Genomic DNA, 17,131 nt, shown 5'->3' on the forward strand with positions numbered 1-17,131 from the left:
CCATGGCTCCGAAGGTAGGACTCGAACCTACGACCAACCGGTTAACAGCCGGTTGCTCTACCACTGAGCTACTTCGGAATATTGTTATTTCAGCTCATCGACTTTTACTATTTTAAAGTGTTTGTTTTTTAATGTCAACACTTTTTTTAAAGTTTTTTTCAAAGCTGTATCTCAGTACCTTTTATAGAATGTACAAATAAGTTTGTTTCTATTCAATAAAGCACTAAGAACTAGTGACAAAAAATATTCTATAACATCTACATTTAAAATGCAATACTTTTTTCTAATTTATTTTTACAAAAACTATCTTTATTTTGAGTTTAAGTTGATCCTTATTTGCTAATCTTTTTCAATCTTCCATGGCACTTTCCACATCTATATTTCTCAATATTCATCCTTCTTTTTCTTGGATATTGTTGCTTACAATCTAAACACTCATACATATGTATTGCAGTGATTTGTTTCTTTTTAGTTTCTTCAATACTAGAACAAAAGCGAGGAGCCCCAACTTTTTTTAATAAATTACGAAAATCTGCATCTCGATGCTTATATCCCATGCCTCGCAAATGCAAATGGTAATGACATAATTCATGCAATATAATCCCTATCAATTCATCAATCCCAAAAATCTCATAAGACTTCGGATTGAATTCAATATTATGGCTATTCAAAAGATAGCGTCCACCAGTTGTTCTTAGTCGTTTGTTAAAATAGGCTTTATGTAAAAAAGGAACTGCAAACTTTTCTAATGATAATTTTTCTACTAGCCGCTGTAATTCTTGGTCAGACATATTATCCCTCCTAAAAAAGATACAGCCTATTGATACATTAAGAATAAAACAAGTGATAGAGAATGGCTAACTTCCCTTCACTTGTTTTATATAATATGACACTATATAGTTCAATATAATTTTATATTTGTTCTTGTTTTTCAGGAGTAATCATTGTTAATGAGATGCGCCCTTTATCCACTTCCACTTTTTCCACCCATACTGTTACAATGTCACCTAACGATACAACTTCAAGTGGGTGTTTAATTCTGCGTTTTTGTAACTTCGAAATGTGAACAAGACCATCCTGTTTCACTCCAATATCTACAAAAGCACCAAAATCCACTACATTTCGAACAGTACCTTGTAATTCCATTCCTACTTTTAAATCTTCCATTTTTAAAACATCTGTCTTTAATAATGGTTGAGGGAATGCATCACGTGGATCACGAGTTGGTTTCATTAAAGTATCCACAATATCTTTAACTGTAACTTCCCCGATTCCTAATTGTTCACTTAGTGTTTTAATATTTACGTCTTTCAGTGCTTCTTCACATTTATTAGTTCCCACATCTTTTTTTGTTAATCCAGCAGCAGATAAGATATCCTCTGCAATTTTATAACTTTCTGGGTGAATTCCTGTAGCATCTAGTGGATTTTTCGCCTCTGGTATACGTAAGAACCCTATAGCTTGTTCATAAGTTTTTGCACCTAAACGTGGTATTTTTTTCAATTGAGCACGTGAAGTAAATTTTCCACCATCACTACGAGCTTTAACAATATTTTCTGCTACTGTTTTCGATAAGCCCGATACATATTGTAATAACGAGGAGGATGCAGTATTTACATCTACACCTACTTGGTTTACTGCTGTTTCTACAATGAATGTTAAAGATTCTGCTAATTTTTTTTGTGAAACGTCATGCTGGTATTGGCCTACACCAACTGCTTTTGGATCGATTTTTACCAGCTCAGAAAGCGGATCTTGTAACCTTCTAGCTATCGAAACTGCACTACGTTGCTCAACTTGTAAATCTGGAAATTCGTTACGTGCTACCTCAGATGCAGAATAAACAGAAGCACCCGCTTCATTAACAATTACATAAGCAACGTCTCTTTCTACTTCTTTTAAGACATCTGCAATAAATTGCTCTGTTTCTCGTGAGGCAGTACCATTACCAATAGCGATTATACTGATTGGATATTTATCTAATAAAGATTTAATGATCGATTTTGATTTTTCAACATCTGGCTTTGGTGGGTGCGGGTATATAGCTGTTACTTCTAACATTTTTCCTGTTTCGTCTACTACTGCAAGTTTACATCCCGTACGATAGGCCGGGTCCACCCCTAATACCATCTTTCCGCGCATTGGTGGTTGGAGTAGAAGACTACGTAAGTTTTCTGAGAAAATATGAATCGCTTGTTCTTCCGCCTTTTCCGTTAATTCATTACGTATCTCTCGTTCAATAGACGGCTGGATTAAACGTTTATAGCTATCCTCAATCGCTTCTTTCACATGAGTTACAGATGGAGAAGTTGAATTTTGAGGAATCCATTCTTTTTCCATAACTTGTAGCACTTTATCTACAGGTACTTGAATAGAAACTTTTATTATATCTTCTTTTTCACCACGGTTAATAGCAAGTGTACGATGAGGTACAATCTGCTTTACAGGTTCTTCGTATTCATAGTACATTTCGAAAACTTTCTTTTCATCTTTTTCAGCTTCTTTAACAGTCGTTATAATACGACCCTCTCTCCGTGAAAGATTTCGAAGCTTTTCACGTATACTAGCATCATCTGCAAAGGATTCCGCTAAAATATCTTTTGCCCCTGCAATAGCTTCTTCTACATTGTTTACACCTTTTTCTTCATTGACAAACACTAATGCGAACTCTTCAATACTCTCTTTAGAGAACTTTATCAATTCTTCAGCTAATGGTTCTAGTCCTTTTTCTTTTGCTATCGTTGCCTTCGTTCTACGTTTTTGCTTATATGGTCGATATAGATCTTCAACTCGTTGCAATACTGTTGCCGCTTTAATTGCAGCCGCTAATTCTTCTGTTAACTTTCCTTGTTCTTCAATTAATCGAAGAACCTCTTCTTTTCTTTGTTCTAGTTGCTGTATGTAATGATAGCGGTCTTCTATTGATTTTATTTGAACTTCATCTAATGAACCCGTTGCCTCTTTTCGATAACGAGCAATAAATGGAACCGTATTTCCATCATCTAATAGCTTAATTACTGCCTCCGCCTGGGATGGCTTTACCGATGTACTTGATGCAATTAATTGGAGCAATTTTGAATCAATCATTAATCCACTACCTTTCACATATCTTATTATTATTTTACCATCTACATAACATTTTCTACTATCGATGACTATTGTGAGTAGACAAAAGGGGAACTTCTACATGCAAACACTAATCTAACAAGGATTTCTGTCACAAATAAAAAAGCCTACTAAAAAAGCAGACTTCTTTAAATCTTCAGTATTTTGATAATACATTACACACGTTCTGTATAGTGTTAATTATGAAACTCCTGTACTAATTTCGATTGCATCTTGTAATTTTTTGATCGCCTTTCGTTGTATACGAGAAACATGCATTTGAGATATACCTAGTAAATCCCCAGCTTCCTTCTGACTTAATTGGTCCAAATATGTTAATTTTAAAATACTTTTTTCCCTTTCACTTAAAACATCCATTGCTTTAGATACAACTAATCTACGGTTTGCTTTTTCAAAACCATCATCTTCCTTACCGATAATATCGAATAAGGTAATCGTACTTCCGTCAGTATCTGCTTCTATTGAATGGTCCATCGATAATGCATGATAACTTCTCGACATTTCCATCGCTTCTAATACATCTTCTTCATTAACTTCTAAATATGTAGCAATCTCATGAATAGCCGGTGAATGTTGTAATTTATTTGTTAATATTTCAACGGCTTCTTTTATTTTTGGACCAAGCTCTTTAATTCGTCTAGGGACGTGGACATCCCATGTTTTATCTCGTAGAAAACGTTTAATTTCACCAACAATAGTTGGTATTGCAAACGCTTCAAAACTTTTCCCTATAGATAAATCGAATCTTCGTACTGCTCCTAATAAACCAAGCATACCTACTTGTACAATGTCTTCATAATGCGATTTACCATATGAATATTTTTTTGCAATTGACTCTACTAAAGTTTTATAGTGTAAAACAAGATTGGTTAGAACAATATCATCTTGTGTTTCTTGATATTGCTCTATCCACTTGTAAACTTCAGTACTACTTGTCGATTCAAGTTGAGATTTGTTCGACATCTTCTCCCACCTGCTCTCTCGTGACATACTTTGTCATGAAAACAGTAGCTCCGCCTTCGTTATTCACTCTCACTTCATCCATTAACGTCTCCATTAGGAACAACCCTAGTCCACCTTCACGTATGAGCTCGACGTTCTCATAATCACGATATGGTCCTATATTCGATTTAACCTCTTCAAAATTAAAGCTGCTTCCAAAGTCTGAAATCATTACTTCGATTTTATGAGGATACAGTGCGCTCCCAATAACAATTTCACCGTCTTCAATACCTTGATAGGCGTGCTGTACTACATTTGTAACAGCCTCACTAACAGCAATCTTTAAATCTTCAATTTGGTCATACGAAAACCCTATTCTAGTAGCCATTCCAGAAATCGTTAACCTAATAACACTGACATACTGCGGTTTTGCCGGTATTCTAATTTCAATGTAGTCAAATGCTCTCATTAATTTATTCACACCTTCTTAACTGATTCGATCTCCATCAATTCACTTAGGCCTGTAATTTCAAATAATCTCGCAAGTCTACTAGATAATGCTACCAATTTTAAATTAGCCTTTTGTTTCATTACTTTTTTGTAGAAGGCAACAAAAACCCCTAGACCAGTGCTATCCATATAACGAACATTAGAAAGATCAAGTTCAATAGACATTCCTTCAAATAACTGAATAGAATCTAACTCTTCTCGTAACATTGGCGCAGTATAAGTATCAAGCTCACCTTCTACAAAACCTTGTAAAGTATTATCATTTTTTCGAAACTGCACACTTACATTCACTTTGGGTACCTCCCATCAATACCTATAATACATTTCCCTATCAAATAAGATTTAAACCTACTAAAGTTTAAATATATTATTTTTTAATAACAACAATTGTAAAGTCATCTTCTATATTGAAGTTTAGTAGTTCCTGCAATTTTTCATAGATAACTTCACACATTTCTTGTGCAGTTAAATGACTAATTGACAGTGCCAGATCTTTTATATAACCTCTAGAGTCAAATTCCTCCATCTCGCGAAAATCTGTTACCCCATCTGTCATTAATATTAAAAAATCATTATCGTTTAATTTTATATCATGTTGGTTGTACTTTACTTCTTGTAAAATGCCTAATAACAATCCTTTTGTTTCAAGGTCATAAAAAGTTTGCTCTGTTGAATTATAGTAAAGTGCCGGTTCGTGGCCAGCAGAACTCCATGTAAATATATTATTCTCTAAATCAAAACGCCCATAAAATAGAGAAACAAACATACTGTCATCTACACTTTTTTCGATGATATTATTTAACACTTCTAAAACATAGGATGGGTTACTCCGCGCATACTCTAATGTGTCTAACCCGTACTTTACCATGGACATACAAAGTGCTGCAGGGACCCCTTTCCCTACAACATCCGTTACTGCAACACTAAAATAATTTTGATTATGCATAAAATGTACATAATCTCCGTTCAATTTTCGGATAGGTACTGAAACCATTCCGATATCTAAATCTTTTGGGTTAGGAATTGTTGTCTCTAATAATAGATTCTGAATTTTTGCTGCTACATCCATTTCTATTCGAATCTCTTCTTGTTTTATTAAGAGACTCTGGTGTTCTTTAAACATCAAACCAAAATGTACCATCACTTCGATTAAAAAATCATATGCATGTAACATTGATTCTGGTAAATCGTTATAAATTTCTTCTATTGCTTGTTTATGTATATCTATTACATCTTCTGGAGTTAAATTCTTTTGAATTAGTTGTTTAATAAAGTTTTGACCGATATACAAGTTACTTTCATTTTGGCTTTGAATATAGTCAGATAAAATCCTCTTATACTGAGCTTTTAGTTTATTCAAGTTTTCACCCCTGATTAAGCCATTTAACAACTTTAATTTTTGTTCCCAAACCAATTTTAGATTGAATATTAATTGAATCTACTAATCTTTTTACAGCGGGCAAACCTGCTCCCACACTGTCTGGAGTACGATATCGATCCTCTAAAACCTTTCTTACCTCTTGTATCCCCGGACCTCTATCTATTGCAGTTATCCCAATACCAGTTTTTTCGTTTACTTCTATCTTTTCTATTACGATTTTTCCGACATGAGCATATAAAAATATATTTTTTGCTAGTTCGCTAATAGCCGTTGTTATTCTTGCTTGATCGACTTTATTAAATCCAATTTCTCTTGCTTTATCACGACCAAGTCGACGTGCAGCTACGATATCCAATTCTGTTATAATCTCAACTGTCGACTTACTATCCATACTGCACCTCCACTAAATTAGAAATACTGTTTTAACTACTAGCTAGTAAAATTATGTATTTTCAATCTAATATCTCTAATATAGCTTATAAGATAACATTCCATCAATTACAATATTTAACTATCGAGCAAATTTTCTGATAACTGATTAGGTAGACGAAATACTTTAAACTAGATTAGAGCCTCTAAAAATCGCCAAATATGTACTTTTATACAAAGAAAAAAACACTCACCATAATCTAAATTATGGAAAGTGTTTTAATTATTTTTTATGTATTAAAATTTTAATAAGCCTAAACTTATTTCTAAAGCTATATCTACTTTTTCCATCAGTTCATCATCAAGTTGTGTTATGCGATCAGTTAGTCTTGACTTGTCAATTGTGCGCAATTGTTCAAGCAAAATTACAGAGTTCCGTTCGAAACCATATTTTTTCGCATCGATTTCGACATGTGTCGGTAATTTTGCTTTTTGAATTTGCGCAGTAATTGCAGCGATGATTACTGTTGGACTAAATCGATTCCCAATATCGTTTTGAATGATTAATACGGGTCTAGTACCGCCTTGTTCAGATCCCACAACCGGTGAGAGATCTGCAAAAAAAACGTCCCCTCGTTTCACAATCAAAAATGTCATCTCCCGCTTACGAGACGCTCAACCATATGCTGTGCTTCATATTCTACATGTAGGCATTCGCTACATATAGATAGATTGATTTGCGACATTTCCACATAGCCTTTCATTAAAGCTTCCCGTATTTGATTTGGTTGCTTGTGCGTTGATAATCTGCGAGACGAGATATATACAAAATTCTCTTTGCCTCCAGATTTTTGCTCAAGTGAATGATATTCCATTAACATTTCTTGAGGAATGAACTCAACTTCCTTCACATTTTCAACTTTTTTCGCGTACAAAACAAGCACCTCCACAAAAACCGTCCCATTTCTCATATCTCATCTCATTCTATCATTTAAATGACATGTTGAAAAGATAGCTAAATAAAAAATCTAGCAAACTGTGTAATTATAACGGTTTTTGTTGGAGATTTTGTCGAATTTTCTTATTTTGTATGATAGATTCTTGGAACTCTACTAGTAATAATACAAGGAATTTCATAGTTAATCGTATTTACTTTCTGAGCCCATTCATCTATTGTTATTTCTTCGTTCTTTTGACTTCCAATTAAAGTTACTTTTTCACCTATATTATATGCAGTTGGTAATAATATCATACATTGGTCCATACATATTCGCCCAATAATCGGAACTCGAATGCCGTCAATTAATACGTGTTGTCCACTGTGTTGGCGAATTAGCCCATCTGCATATCCAATTGGGAGTGTCCCAATATAAGACGGTTCTGTTGCTGTAAATGTTGCACCATATCCTACAGATTGCCCAGTTTGAATTTGTTTAACTTCAATCAATTCAGTCTCTAATGAGAACGCAGTATGCAAAGGAAACGGTAATTTGTTTTTAACATAGGTAGAAGGTGCAAGACCATACATAGAAATACCAAATCGTACTGCGTCAAATTGAAGACTAGCATCCTTTATCAGCATTGTCGCTGTATTAGCAGCATGTACTAATCGCGGTTTTGGTATTAAAGAGATGTAGTGCTTGAAAAGTTGAGTTTGATGATTAAAATACTCTTCAGCTTCTTCATCAGCAGTAGCAAAATGGGTAAAGACACCATCAACAATTAAGTTGGAAGAAGAGCTAATTACTTCATGAAGCTCTAAAAAATCTTCAACTGAGGTAACACCTATTCTACCCATGCCAGTATCTACTTTAATATGTAGTTTTAATGGCTTTGTAAATGATTGTGTATCCAATTGTTTAACCCAATCTTTTGAGTAAACTGTTAAAGTGATATTTTCATTTGCTGCATATGTTGCAAATGATTCAGGTGCATAACCTAAAATCAATATCTCAGTGTTAGGGAAATGCTTACGAAGATGAAGTGCTTCTTCCGGTGTAGCAACAGCTAGCATTGTCGCACCAGAGTCAAGGGCAACTCGCGCTACCTCTACATCCCCATGCCCGTAAGCATTTGCCTTAACTACTGCTATAATTTGAACATTTGGTTGTAAATGTTCTTTTAATTGACTTACATTTTTTTTAATTGCTCGTAAATCTATAATGGCTTTTGTTGGACGGAAGTGTTGTGTGTTTTGCATTATCTTTTTACCCTCTTTACAATTTTTAAAACTATGATTAATAGTAAATTAATTTATTTTTTTATCGCCGTCCAACAAAATAATTTATTTTAATCCGCCAGATGTAACAGAAGCAGCTACTTCCATCATTTCTTCTTTTGTTAAATTGTTAGACGCGATAAAGAAGGATACTCCATCCCGTTCCCAACTAATTGAATTATCTGTAATAGCACCGATTGTAAATCCTAAATCAGCAGGATCTCCTGGTGCAAATACAGGAAGAGTCGATTCCTCATCATATACAATTGGCTGTTGAACGAGTGTGAAGGATTTGTCCCCTTCAAATGTAAGAATTTTACGTTCGATATCATTTTCTAAAACTGTTTTCTCATCGACTAATTTTGTGCTATCCCAATCTAGAACTGGATAATATGTTTCGAATTCTCTTGGTTCAGCTTCTGCACTTGCTGTACTCTTATCCTCAGAGTCGTCTGTGAACTTCTCTACAGCGTATTCACTTTCTTTATGTTGCATACCTAAATCAATATTTTTGAACGTAATGAGTAATTGTTCTTCTTGTGCCTCATTTAATACAGAGACTGATTTCGGCAATAATGTTTTCTTATCTACTGTAATTTTTTGTGTCGGCATAATGCTCTTATGATTATTTCTTGTTGCTGCAGTAAAGATATAGTTCTTTTCATCTTCTTTCATTTCCACTTTATCATCTGCTAATAAATCCTCTGCAAGTGCGCCAATTAGGTAGGCTTGGCTATTTTGTTTTGGCCATTCACTTTGGAACTTGTACGTTTTTCTTAAAGAAGGTGTGACAACAAATACGCCTTCCTTATTTCGGATGATCATTTGAGTAACGTCTTCACCTTGTTGCGTTACTTTCACGCGGTAGAAATCTGGCTGAGTATGCCAAACGTTTACATCATAAACACGCGGTTCATTACCAGTTTTGATTTCCATTGTGGCATCAAGCTCGTACCCTTTTACATCATTCCATTTGTCATTTAAATTCTTTAAAACTTCCTCCTGTGAATCCTCCCCACAAGCCGCAAGTACTAGAACACTTAACAACATGACAATAAAAGTGATTAATTTGTGTCGCAAAACTCCATCCTTTCTTCTACTTTGAGCTCAGATACGTCAAATATATGAGTGGTTGTCTAACTTTATGCTATCACTTTTGGACAACTTCACAAATAATACTGCAAAAAAATTTATTCAACTAATATAACTTGTGCAGCTGCATAGTCTTTTGAATGTGTGATACTAACATGTCCACTCACTAATTTTTCATTAAAGTATAATACCGGCTTCCCTAAATCATTATTCAGCACTTCTACTTGATGAAATTCACAGTCCTTTCCAATACCTGTCCCATTTGCCTTTGAATACGCTTCTTTTGCAGCAAACCTCCCCGCTAAAAATTCTACTTTACGTTTTTCTGATAATTGGTTAAATATTTTCAACTCCCGTTCAGATAAAATTCGTTGTTGAAACTTTACTGAACGTTCTATTGCTTTTTCAATTCTCCCAATTTCAACTATATCTAAACCTATTCCTTTTATTATCATATGGATGTTCTCCTTTTATTATTATTTAATTAGCATGTATAATTAGATTAAATTGAGGTGGATTTATGTTTATACGTACAGAAAGTTTTAAACAATTTCTAAAACTTTACCCAATAGTATCAACCATTATCGCTATTAATTTCATAGTTTACATTTTAACGATTCTACCTGTTTTTGGGGATTTTATTTTTTATGCAGGGATGAGCGTTAATTATTTAATTAGCGAAGGACAGTGGTGGCGAATCATTACTTCTGTCTTTATACATGGTGGTTTTATTCATGTTTTATTTAACATGTTCTCATTATTTTTATTCGGACCGGAATTAGAAAAAATTGCAGGGAAAGCTCGGTTTATTACAATCTATTTATTAGCAGGAATATTCGGTAACGTGGCGACAGTTGTCACACAAGATCCGCTTTATGCAAGTGTAGGAGCTAGTGGTGCAATTTTTGGTATTTTTGGCGCATTTTCTGCTCTTGTTTATTACACACGTCGAACAATGCCACAGCTAAAACAAATTATTATGCCATTAGTAGTAATCAGTGTAATCATTACCTTTTTATCACCAAACGTTAATATTGCCAGCCACTTAGGTGGATTAGTTACTGGTTTCTTTCTAGGTTTATCCTATTTTTCTCCAAAAAGAATTGTACGTTGGAGAAAAAAGTAATTGTCCCTGTGCTTTCACCGAGATTCGATCGTTCTCTTCACATTTTAACGATGTTGGAAAAGTATAAGTTGCAATAACGAAGAAGGGGCTTCCAAAAAGTAAATTCTTTTGGCTAGCCCCCTTTTTTCTTATAAAATTTCCCTTTAGAAGTAGATTTGCCACTATCCTCGTCTCATTGGCCCGTCTCAAAAAGTCTTTTCAGACACTCCCTTTTCAAACCATAGCAATACCTGTTCAGCATCATGCACATTTAAATGAGCTGCTTTAGCAGTAGCTCCAGTCATGCCTGACATGACGGTAGCCTGGACTGAAGCAATGTTCTTCCTTTTTTGAAAATAACTTTGTTTACTTTGCATAGCTTGAATGCGCTTTTTCTCAACAACGAATGTTACTCTGCTAATACCTCTGTAAACTATCGTTAATTGATTACCTTTTATAGCAAATCCTGTTGTTTTATACTGCCATAAACCTATCAAAATAACGGGAATAATAATTAAAATCGATAATAACCCATACGGGAACCAAATGTAACTACTTAAAGCAATGATAGGTACTAACCAAAGAAAATCGATTCGATAGAAAAATGGTTTTGCTTTCTTTGGTGGTTTTGTAAGGGGTTGCTCCCATTCAAATGCTGGCATCAGGTCGCGTAACGTATTATACACTTCCCTTTTTGAAATGAGTGGAAAAAGAGTCATTTTCTTATCTTTCTCTCCATATCCTGCACTCGCACTCTCAACGACTACAGATGAGTAGCCAAATATTTGTTTTAATGGACTTTCAATAATTTTAATCGCTTGTATCCTATTTAACGGGATTGTGATTCGTTTCTTTTCTAATAACCCTCTTGTGATAGTAATTCGCTCATCTTCTTCGATAACCGTATAATCATAATAATTAATAAATGTAATAATGACAGATATTAACCAAGCAATAAATAAGGCCGCAAAGATTGTTATAGCTACAACAACAACACCAAATTTAATCAATGATGAAACTTCCTCGAATATCCGTTCATATGGGATAAATTCCGAAAACTGAGACAATACTGCCGCTACCCCTGCTAATACAACTCCGATACCATTAGAGGTAGAAGCTAAAATAATGAGATCTTTTACTTTCATCTTTAAGATAATGCGTTGCTGATGATCATTGGAATCTTTTTCTAAAATGTCTACTCCATCTTCATCTTCAAGTACGCCTTCCATTTTCGTTTGCTTAACTTTACGGGTTACTTGTTCAATTTGATTTGCTGCCTCTTTTGTAATTGCGGTTAAAATAACTTCCGGCTTACCGTCTGTGCTCCCAGCTGTTTCCACCATTACTTGCACAAGTCCAAATACTCGATGAAATATCCCTTCTTTATAATTAAAGCTTTGTATTCGATCAAAAGGGATATATCGTTTCTTTTTTACTAACAAGCCATACTTAACTCGTAATTCATCATCCTCAAACCAATAAACAAATGTCCACCATTTAATAATCCCGTTAAATAAATATAAAATTGTTAAAATCGTCATAACTGCTAACGGTATTAATTCAGCCCAAAAACCTTCTTCTTTTGGATTAAAAGATAAATTAAAGCCATTTGCCGCAAAAATAATTAGAAACGGGATAAGTAAATCTTTTAACCCCTTTACAAAATTAATGATTGTCGTCACTGGATGCAATTTAAAACGGTTATCAGACATCATCTTCAGCCACCCTTGCTAAGACTGAAATACGTGCACGTAGTTGATCTGCATCATTCGTTATAAGCATCGGAATGACGTGTGTAGTTGCAGCAGTTGATATTGAAATATTAGATAAATCGTATTTTTTTAATATTGGTCCCTGTGCTGTATCAACATGTTGAACACGGACCATTGGAATTAAAGTAGTAGTTACAACAAACAAACCACTTTGAATTTCAATTTCATGTTCACGCACTTCATAACGCCAATGATTCCAACGAATATTAGGAAATAGCCATATCAATGTAATTGCAGAAAGTACTACAATACCCCCCGCGATAAAATAAATAAATATTGGCCAATCAAACTTATAGGTTAGAAAGCTTGCAACACCTGCTAAGATTAGTAAAAACAACGTGTTAAACAATCCATACAAGCGCCAAACCGTTAGACCCTTTTTAGGAATATGATACATCAACTCATTTCTCAAAGCTCACACCTCTTCTCTTTACATTTTATACGAATCACACAGAAAATTGTTTCAAAGAAAAAAGCTCCGTCTGAAAAAATACATTTTGAGACAGAGCTTTTTTCTTTGCGATTACCTTAGAAGTAATAAGCAGAAAAAGGGGGTGTCACTTTTAGACACCCCTTTTTACTATATAAAATTAATCTTCACGGCGTGTACGAGTTGTGCGTCTGCGGTCTCCTTCACGGCGTCCGCTTTCTCGACGTGCACCTTCGCGACGGCCACCCTCACGGCGACCACCACCAGAACGGCTACCACGTCCAAAGTCACGACGTCCACCTTCACGACGACCTCCACCGCTACGGCTTGAAGAACGTTCTTTACGCATTGGTAATGGACGCTCTTCTGAAATTGTAACAGGCGTATCATCCGGTTCTTTTGTTAATGACTTAATCGCTGCAGCAACTAAATCTATCGCATCATAATCTTCTAATAATTCATTAGCAAGAATACGGTAATCACCTAAATCATTTGCTTGTACAATTTCAACTAACGTTTCCATTGATAGCTGTTGTTGACCAGCTAAAGCTTCTGATTCTGTAGGTGGTCGAAGTGGTGTCATACGCTTCTTAGTTGTTTCTTCAACAATACGTAAGTAACCCATTTCACGTGGTGTTACGAAAGTAACTGCAAGACCTGATTTCCCAGCACGACCTGTACGACCGATACGGTGAACATAACTTTCCGGATCTTGTGGGATGTCAAAGTTATAAACGTGAGTTACTCCTGAAATATCAAGACCACGTGCAGCAACGTCTGTAGCAACTAGGATATCAATTTTATTTTCTTTAAATTGACGTAATACCGACATACGTTTTGCTTGGCTTAAATCACCATGAATTCCTTCTGCTAAATAACCACGAAGACTTAGTGCTTGTGATAATTCATCAACACGACGTTTTGTACGACCAAAAATAATCGCAAGTTCTGGCTGATGTACGTTTAATAAACGAGATAAAATATCGAACTTTTCACGTTCTTGTGATTTCACAAAATATTGATCGATATTTTCAACAGTCATTTCTTTTGATTTAATTTTAACTTCTTCAGGATTTTTCATGAAGTTAGTAGCAATTTTACGGATTGCTGGAGGCATTGTCGCCGAGAAAAGTAATGTTTGTCTTTCTTCTGGTACATATTCTAAAATTGCATTGATATCATCAATGAACCCCATGTTTAACATTTCATCTGCTTCGTCTAAAATAAGCGTTTGAACATTTTCAAGTTTTAATGTTCTTCTGTTAATATGGTCAATAATACGCCCTGGAGTTCCAACAATAATTTGTGGTTTATTTTTTAATGCACGAATTTGGCGGCCAATATCTTGTCCACCGTAAACTGACAAGATTTTTACACGTTTGTCGTATCCAATTTTATAAAGTTCTTCAGACACCTGGATTGCTAATTCACGTGTAGGAGCGATAATTAACCCTTGAATATTTGGATTACTTGGGTCAATTTTTTCAATAAGTGGAATACCAAATGCTGCAGTTTTACCAGTACCTGTTTGTGCTTGCCCAATAATATCGCGGCCTTCTAAAGCAAACTTAACTGTACCTTCTTGGATTGGTGTAGCTTCTTCAAATCCCATACGTTTTAATGAACGTAATGTCGATTCGCTAATATTTAATTCTGAAAAATTTGTCAAACTCTTCAATCTCCTTTTTTCCATTAAGTTGACAAATGGTTACATTTTCAGATGAAATGCGGCAAACTAAGGGCCTAAGTTTGGAACGTTTCCGTTACTTAATAAAACTCTGTATTTTCAGAGAGCGATACTATATGAAAAGGAAAGCCCGGTCTTTGCCGAGCGGTTTGATTCTACATCTTCTGTTATCTACAATACTAAATAGAATAAAACCGTTAAATTCAAAAAAAAGCACTCTTCTTCAGTTATGAGAAGAGCCTCGCACAAAATGTATCCATTGCTTTACATAGTCTATCATGGTTCATAACCGCATTGCAACGATAATGCTCTAGTTGTCAAAAATGTTATTATTATTTTGGATTTATATTCCTATAAAAACATCCCTACCTTCCATAAAGTCCAATATTTTTGGGTACCATACGAGACAATCATCACTATAACAAATATGGTGTTTCCCTTTTTCTGAGTAAAATAAATACTTTTCTTTTGTAGGTAATTCATCATATAAATATTGGGCAGTTGCATAAGGAACAATACCGTCTTCTTGGCCTTGCACGATAAATGTTGGGACATTGATTGTACGAATATAAGGTTCAACTTGCCTTACTATTTTCATAAATTGAACAGTGCTACTTACAGGTACATTTTTTAGTTTGTTCTCGTACCGTTTAAATAATTCATTATCTTTTAGTTGCCCTCTTATGGCATCTTCTGCTATTAAACGTAAATCTTTAAGTAATTGTGCTGGAGCAATATATTTTGCCGCAGCACTTAACAACACTAACTGCTTCACCTTGTAGCGTTTAGCTAAATATAATGCAATGACACCACCCATTGAAAATCCAATAACAATTACCTCATTCACCTTTTTGGATAAATTACGGAAACTAATCTCCGCATCCATTAACCAATGTTCTGCTATATACCCTTTTAAATGTAGTGCATCAGATTCCCCATGCCCTGTAAATGTTGGTGTTTCAACAACCCACCCCGTTTTCTCTTCTATGTATTGGGCTAATGGCGATATTTCATAAGGTCCACCTGAAAACCCATGTAGCATTAAAACTCCAACACTCATTTTCCATACTCCCTTTAAGGCTCATATTAAAAACGAGGTGTCTATGATCCATAGACACCTCACAAAGTTATTGGAATGATTTTAAGATTGTTTCTAGTTTCATCCCTCTTGAACCTTTTAATAAAATTAACGAATTGTTACTCGCATAGTTATTTATAGTTTGAACAATTACATCATAATCATTCTCCGTATAAACTAAGTCATATTTTGTGAACGAATTTAACAATTGTTCATAAAGCCATTTCATTCGAGGGCCAAATAAACATACTTTAGAAATTTCCTTTGCGTCAATGACTTCCGAAAGTTGTTTGTGGAATTGCTCCTCGTTTTCTCCTAGCTCCAACATATCTCCAAGAACTAACCATTTATCATCTCTTATAGTAGTTGCTTGAACAAATTGAATTGCTGCTTTCATTGAAGTAGGAGCAGCATTATAGGCATCATTTATAAACAATGGACCATTTTCTGTAGAAACTAATTGCATGCGCATATCTGTTAGTTTTACTTGGGCTAAACCAGTTCTAATTTGTTCCGTTGTAAGTCCTAAAGCACGACCTAACAACATAGCATTTAAAGCATTTTTCACTTGATGTTTCCCTAATACTGGTATAAAGAATTCACCATTGATTTCGCCACTAACAGTAAACTGACTACCTTTATCTGTTGTTTCGATAGTTGTAGCAAATAAATCATTGTCTTTGCTAAATCCACAAGCTCTGCTATTTAGATTCGTTGTTTTAGCTACCAGACTTTGTAATAATGGCTCATCTCCATCGAAGAATAACGTTCCATCTGATTGAAGGCCTTTAATAATTTCGAACTTCGCTTTTGCAATACCTTCTCGCGAACCTAAATCTTGCATATGGGCTTCACCAATATTTGTGATAATCGCATAGTGAGGTTTTGCCAAATTTGATAAAAACTCAATCTCACCAAAACCACTCATCCCCATTTCCAGAACCGCAACTTCTGTATCTTCATCAAGGGATAAAATTGTAATTGGTAAGCCTAATTGGTTATTAAAATTCCCAATCGTTTTTTGAACTTTATAAAATGGTTCAAGCATACTCGCTAAAATATCTTTGGAGGAAGTTTTTCCGTTTGATCCTGTAACACCAATAAACTTTGCTTTATGTTCATTTCGATATTTACGAGCCATTTGTTGTAATGCGATTTCGGAATCATCAACAAATAATATCGGTTTATCTTTTGGAGGATTCGGTTCATCCTTTAACCAAAGAGCAGCAGCAGCACCCTTTTCAAAGGCTTGCTGTACAAATTTATGACCATTTACCGCTTCACCGCGGAAAGGAATAAATAAATCACCTTTTTTAAGTGTTCTTGTATCAATCGATATTCCGGTAACCACTTTGTCTGAGTACTTACCTGAATCAATGCCTAACCAATCTGCAATTTCCTTTAACGTTTTTTTCATGATT

Annotated in this window: 18 protein-coding genes and 2 tRNA genes (1 of these 20 cut by a window edge); 1 reads left to right on the forward strand and 19 read right to left on the reverse strand. The window is 34.8% G+C overall.

Annotated elements, in window-relative coordinates; genetic code table 11:
- The 14 genes from NKR20_RS16430 to acpS form a co-directional block, all read right to left on the reverse strand.
- Positions 1 to 2 (reverse strand) — tRNA-Glu (locus tag NKR20_RS16430); it reaches 73 nt to the left of the window's first position.
- Between the two features lies 1 nt (position 3).
- Positions 4 to 78 (reverse strand) — tRNA-Asn (locus NKR20_RS16435).
- Between the two features lie 254 nt (positions 79 to 332).
- Positions 333 to 791: a SprT family protein gene (locus NKR20_RS16440; RefSeq protein WP_121213154.1), complete on the reverse strand. Its 459-nt coding sequence runs from the start codon at positions 789 to 791 to the stop codon at positions 333 to 335.
- A gap of 121 nt (positions 792 to 912) precedes the next feature.
- Positions 913 to 3,087, reverse strand: a complete 2,175-nt coding sequence (locus tag NKR20_RS16445; protein WP_253427659.1) for a Tex family protein — start codon at positions 3,085 to 3,087, stop codon at positions 913 to 915.
- A 219-nt stretch (positions 3,088 to 3,306) separates the two neighbouring features.
- Complete coding sequence (gene sigB / locus NKR20_RS16450) at positions 3,307 to 4,089, reverse strand: RNA polymerase sigma factor SigB (protein WP_253427663.1); 783 nt, start codon at positions 4,087 to 4,089, stop codon at positions 3,307 to 3,309.
- Positions 4,067 to 4,537, reverse strand: coding sequence for an anti-sigma B factor RsbW (gene rsbW / locus NKR20_RS16455; protein ID WP_121213151.1), 471 nt, complete (start codon positions 4,535 to 4,537; stop codon positions 4,067 to 4,069). The genes sigB and rsbW overlap by 23 nt, the downstream gene beginning before the upstream one ends.
- An 8-nt stretch (positions 4,538 to 4,545) precedes the next feature.
- The gene (locus NKR20_RS16460; protein WP_121213150.1) at positions 4,546 to 4,869 is read right to left on the reverse strand and encodes an STAS domain-containing protein; all 324 of its coding nucleotides are present in this window, start codon (positions 4,867 to 4,869) and stop codon (positions 4,546 to 4,548) included.
- Positions 4,870 to 4,945: 76 nt separating this feature from the next.
- The gene (locus tag NKR20_RS16465) at positions 4,946 to 5,938 is read right to left on the reverse strand and encodes a PP2C family protein-serine/threonine phosphatase (RefSeq protein WP_121213149.1); all 993 of its coding nucleotides are present in this window, start codon (positions 5,936 to 5,938) and stop codon (positions 4,946 to 4,948) included.
- 4 nt (positions 5,939 to 5,942) lie between these two features.
- Entirely contained in the window at positions 5,943 to 6,350 is a 408-nt protein-coding gene (locus tag NKR20_RS16470; RefSeq protein WP_121213148.1) for an anti-sigma regulatory factor, read from the reverse strand.
- 275 nt (positions 6,351 to 6,625) lie between these two features.
- Positions 6,626 to 6,976 (reverse strand): type II toxin-antitoxin system PemK/MazF family toxin, encoded by a 351-nt coding sequence (locus tag NKR20_RS16475; protein ID WP_097074359.1) that lies wholly within the window; start codon positions 6,974 to 6,976, stop codon positions 6,626 to 6,628.
- Positions 6,977 to 6,981: 5 nt separating this feature from the next.
- The gene (locus NKR20_RS16480) at positions 6,982 to 7,209 is read right to left on the reverse strand and encodes a transcriptional regulator (RefSeq protein WP_245987433.1); all 228 of its coding nucleotides are present in this window, start codon (positions 7,207 to 7,209) and stop codon (positions 6,982 to 6,984) included.
- Between the two features lie 200 nt (positions 7,210 to 7,409).
- The gene (gene alr, locus NKR20_RS16485; RefSeq protein WP_253427665.1) at positions 7,410 to 8,528 is read right to left on the reverse strand and encodes an alanine racemase; all 1,119 of its coding nucleotides are present in this window, start codon (positions 8,526 to 8,528) and stop codon (positions 7,410 to 7,412) included.
- Positions 8,529 to 8,612: 84 nt separating this feature from the next.
- Positions 8,613 to 9,626, reverse strand: coding sequence for a LolA family protein (locus tag NKR20_RS16490; protein WP_121213145.1), 1,014 nt, complete (start codon positions 9,624 to 9,626; stop codon positions 8,613 to 8,615).
- A gap of 110 nt (positions 9,627 to 9,736) precedes the next feature.
- Complete coding sequence (gene acpS / locus NKR20_RS16495; RefSeq protein ID WP_253428178.1) at positions 9,737 to 10,090, reverse strand: holo-ACP synthase; 354 nt, start codon at positions 10,088 to 10,090, stop codon at positions 9,737 to 9,739.
- Positions 10,091 to 10,158: 68 nt separating this feature from the next.
- Here acpS and NKR20_RS16500 point away from each other — a divergent pair, with 68 nt between their 5' ends.
- Positions 10,159 to 10,764, forward strand: a complete 606-nt coding sequence (locus NKR20_RS16500) for a rhomboid family intramembrane serine protease (RefSeq protein WP_253427667.1) — start codon at positions 10,159 to 10,161, stop codon at positions 10,762 to 10,764.
- 185 nt (positions 10,765 to 10,949) lie between these two features.
- Here the strand turns inward: NKR20_RS16500 and NKR20_RS16505 are convergent, their stop codons facing one another.
- The 5 genes from NKR20_RS16505 to NKR20_RS16525 form a co-directional block, all read right to left on the reverse strand.
- Positions 10,950 to 12,458 (reverse strand): PH domain-containing protein, encoded by a 1,509-nt coding sequence (locus NKR20_RS16505; RefSeq protein ID WP_341944248.1) that lies wholly within the window; start codon positions 12,456 to 12,458, stop codon positions 10,950 to 10,952.
- Positions 12,448 to 12,912, reverse strand: a complete 465-nt coding sequence (locus tag NKR20_RS16510) for a PH domain-containing protein (RefSeq protein WP_170148370.1) — start codon at positions 12,910 to 12,912, stop codon at positions 12,448 to 12,450. The genes NKR20_RS16505 and NKR20_RS16510 overlap by 11 nt, the downstream gene beginning before the upstream one ends.
- A 193-nt stretch (positions 12,913 to 13,105) precedes the next feature.
- A complete protein-coding gene (gene cshA, locus NKR20_RS16515; RefSeq protein ID WP_121213141.1) occupies positions 13,106 to 14,614 on the reverse strand; it encodes a degradosome RNA helicase CshA in 1,509 nt (502 codons plus the stop codon).
- Between the two features lie 361 nt (positions 14,615 to 14,975).
- Positions 14,976 to 15,692: an alpha/beta hydrolase gene (locus NKR20_RS16520; protein ID WP_121213140.1), complete on the reverse strand. Its 717-nt coding sequence runs from the start codon at positions 15,690 to 15,692 to the stop codon at positions 14,976 to 14,978.
- Positions 15,693 to 15,759: 67 nt separating this feature from the next.
- Entirely contained in the window at positions 15,760 to 17,127 is a 1,368-nt protein-coding gene (locus NKR20_RS16525) for a UDP-N-acetylmuramoyl-tripeptide--D-alanyl-D-alanine ligase (RefSeq protein WP_253427669.1), read from the reverse strand.
- Positions 17,128 to 17,131: the final 4 nt, after the last annotated feature.

Source organism: Ureibacillus endophyticus (genome assembly GCF_024159215.1).
Classification (GTDB): Bacteria; Bacillota; Bacilli; order Bacillales_A; family Planococcaceae; genus Ureibacillus; species Ureibacillus endophyticus.

Bases quoted from the DNA above. Each gene is read 5' to 3' on its own strand.
- NKR20_RS16480 (WP_245987433.1), bottom strand. From the start codon at position 7,209: ATGTTAATGGAATATCATTCACTTGAGCAAAAATCTGGAGGCAAAGAG.
- NKR20_RS16505 (WP_341944248.1), bottom strand. From the start codon at position 12,458: ATGATGTCTGATAACCGTTTTAAATTGCATCCAGTGACGACAATCATT.
- alr (WP_253427665.1), bottom strand. From the start codon at position 8,528: ATGCAAAACACACAACACTTCCGTCCAACAAAAGCCATTATAGATTTA.
- NKR20_RS16470 (WP_121213148.1), bottom strand. From the start codon at position 6,350: ATGGATAGTAAGTCGACAGTTGAGATTATAACAGAATTGGATATCGTA.
- NKR20_RS16445 (WP_253427659.1), bottom strand. From the start codon at position 3,087: ATGATTGATTCAAAATTGCTCCAATTAATTGCATCAAGTACATCGGTA.
- rsbW (WP_121213151.1), bottom strand. From the start codon at position 4,537: ATGAGAGCATTTGACTACATTGAAATTAGAATACCGGCAAAACCGCAG.
- NKR20_RS16440 (WP_121213154.1), bottom strand. From the start codon at position 791: ATGTCTGACCAAGAATTACAGCGGCTAGTAGAAAAATTATCATTAGAA.
- NKR20_RS16500 (WP_253427667.1), top strand. From the start codon at position 10,159: ATGTTTATACGTACAGAAAGTTTTAAACAATTTCTAAAACTTTACCCA.
- NKR20_RS16510 (WP_170148370.1), bottom strand. From the start codon at position 12,912: ATGTATCATATTCCTAAAAAGGGTCTAACGGTTTGGCGCTTGTATGGA.
- NKR20_RS16525 (WP_253427669.1), bottom strand. From the start codon at position 17,127: ATGAAAAAAACGTTAAAGGAAATTGCAGATTGGTTAGGCATTGATTCA.
- NKR20_RS16520 (WP_121213140.1), bottom strand. From the start codon at position 15,692: ATGAGTGTTGGAGTTTTAATGCTACATGGGTTTTCAGGTGGACCTTAT.
- sigB (WP_253427663.1), bottom strand. From the start codon at position 4,089: ATGTCGAACAAATCTCAACTTGAATCGACAAGTAGTACTGAAGTTTAC.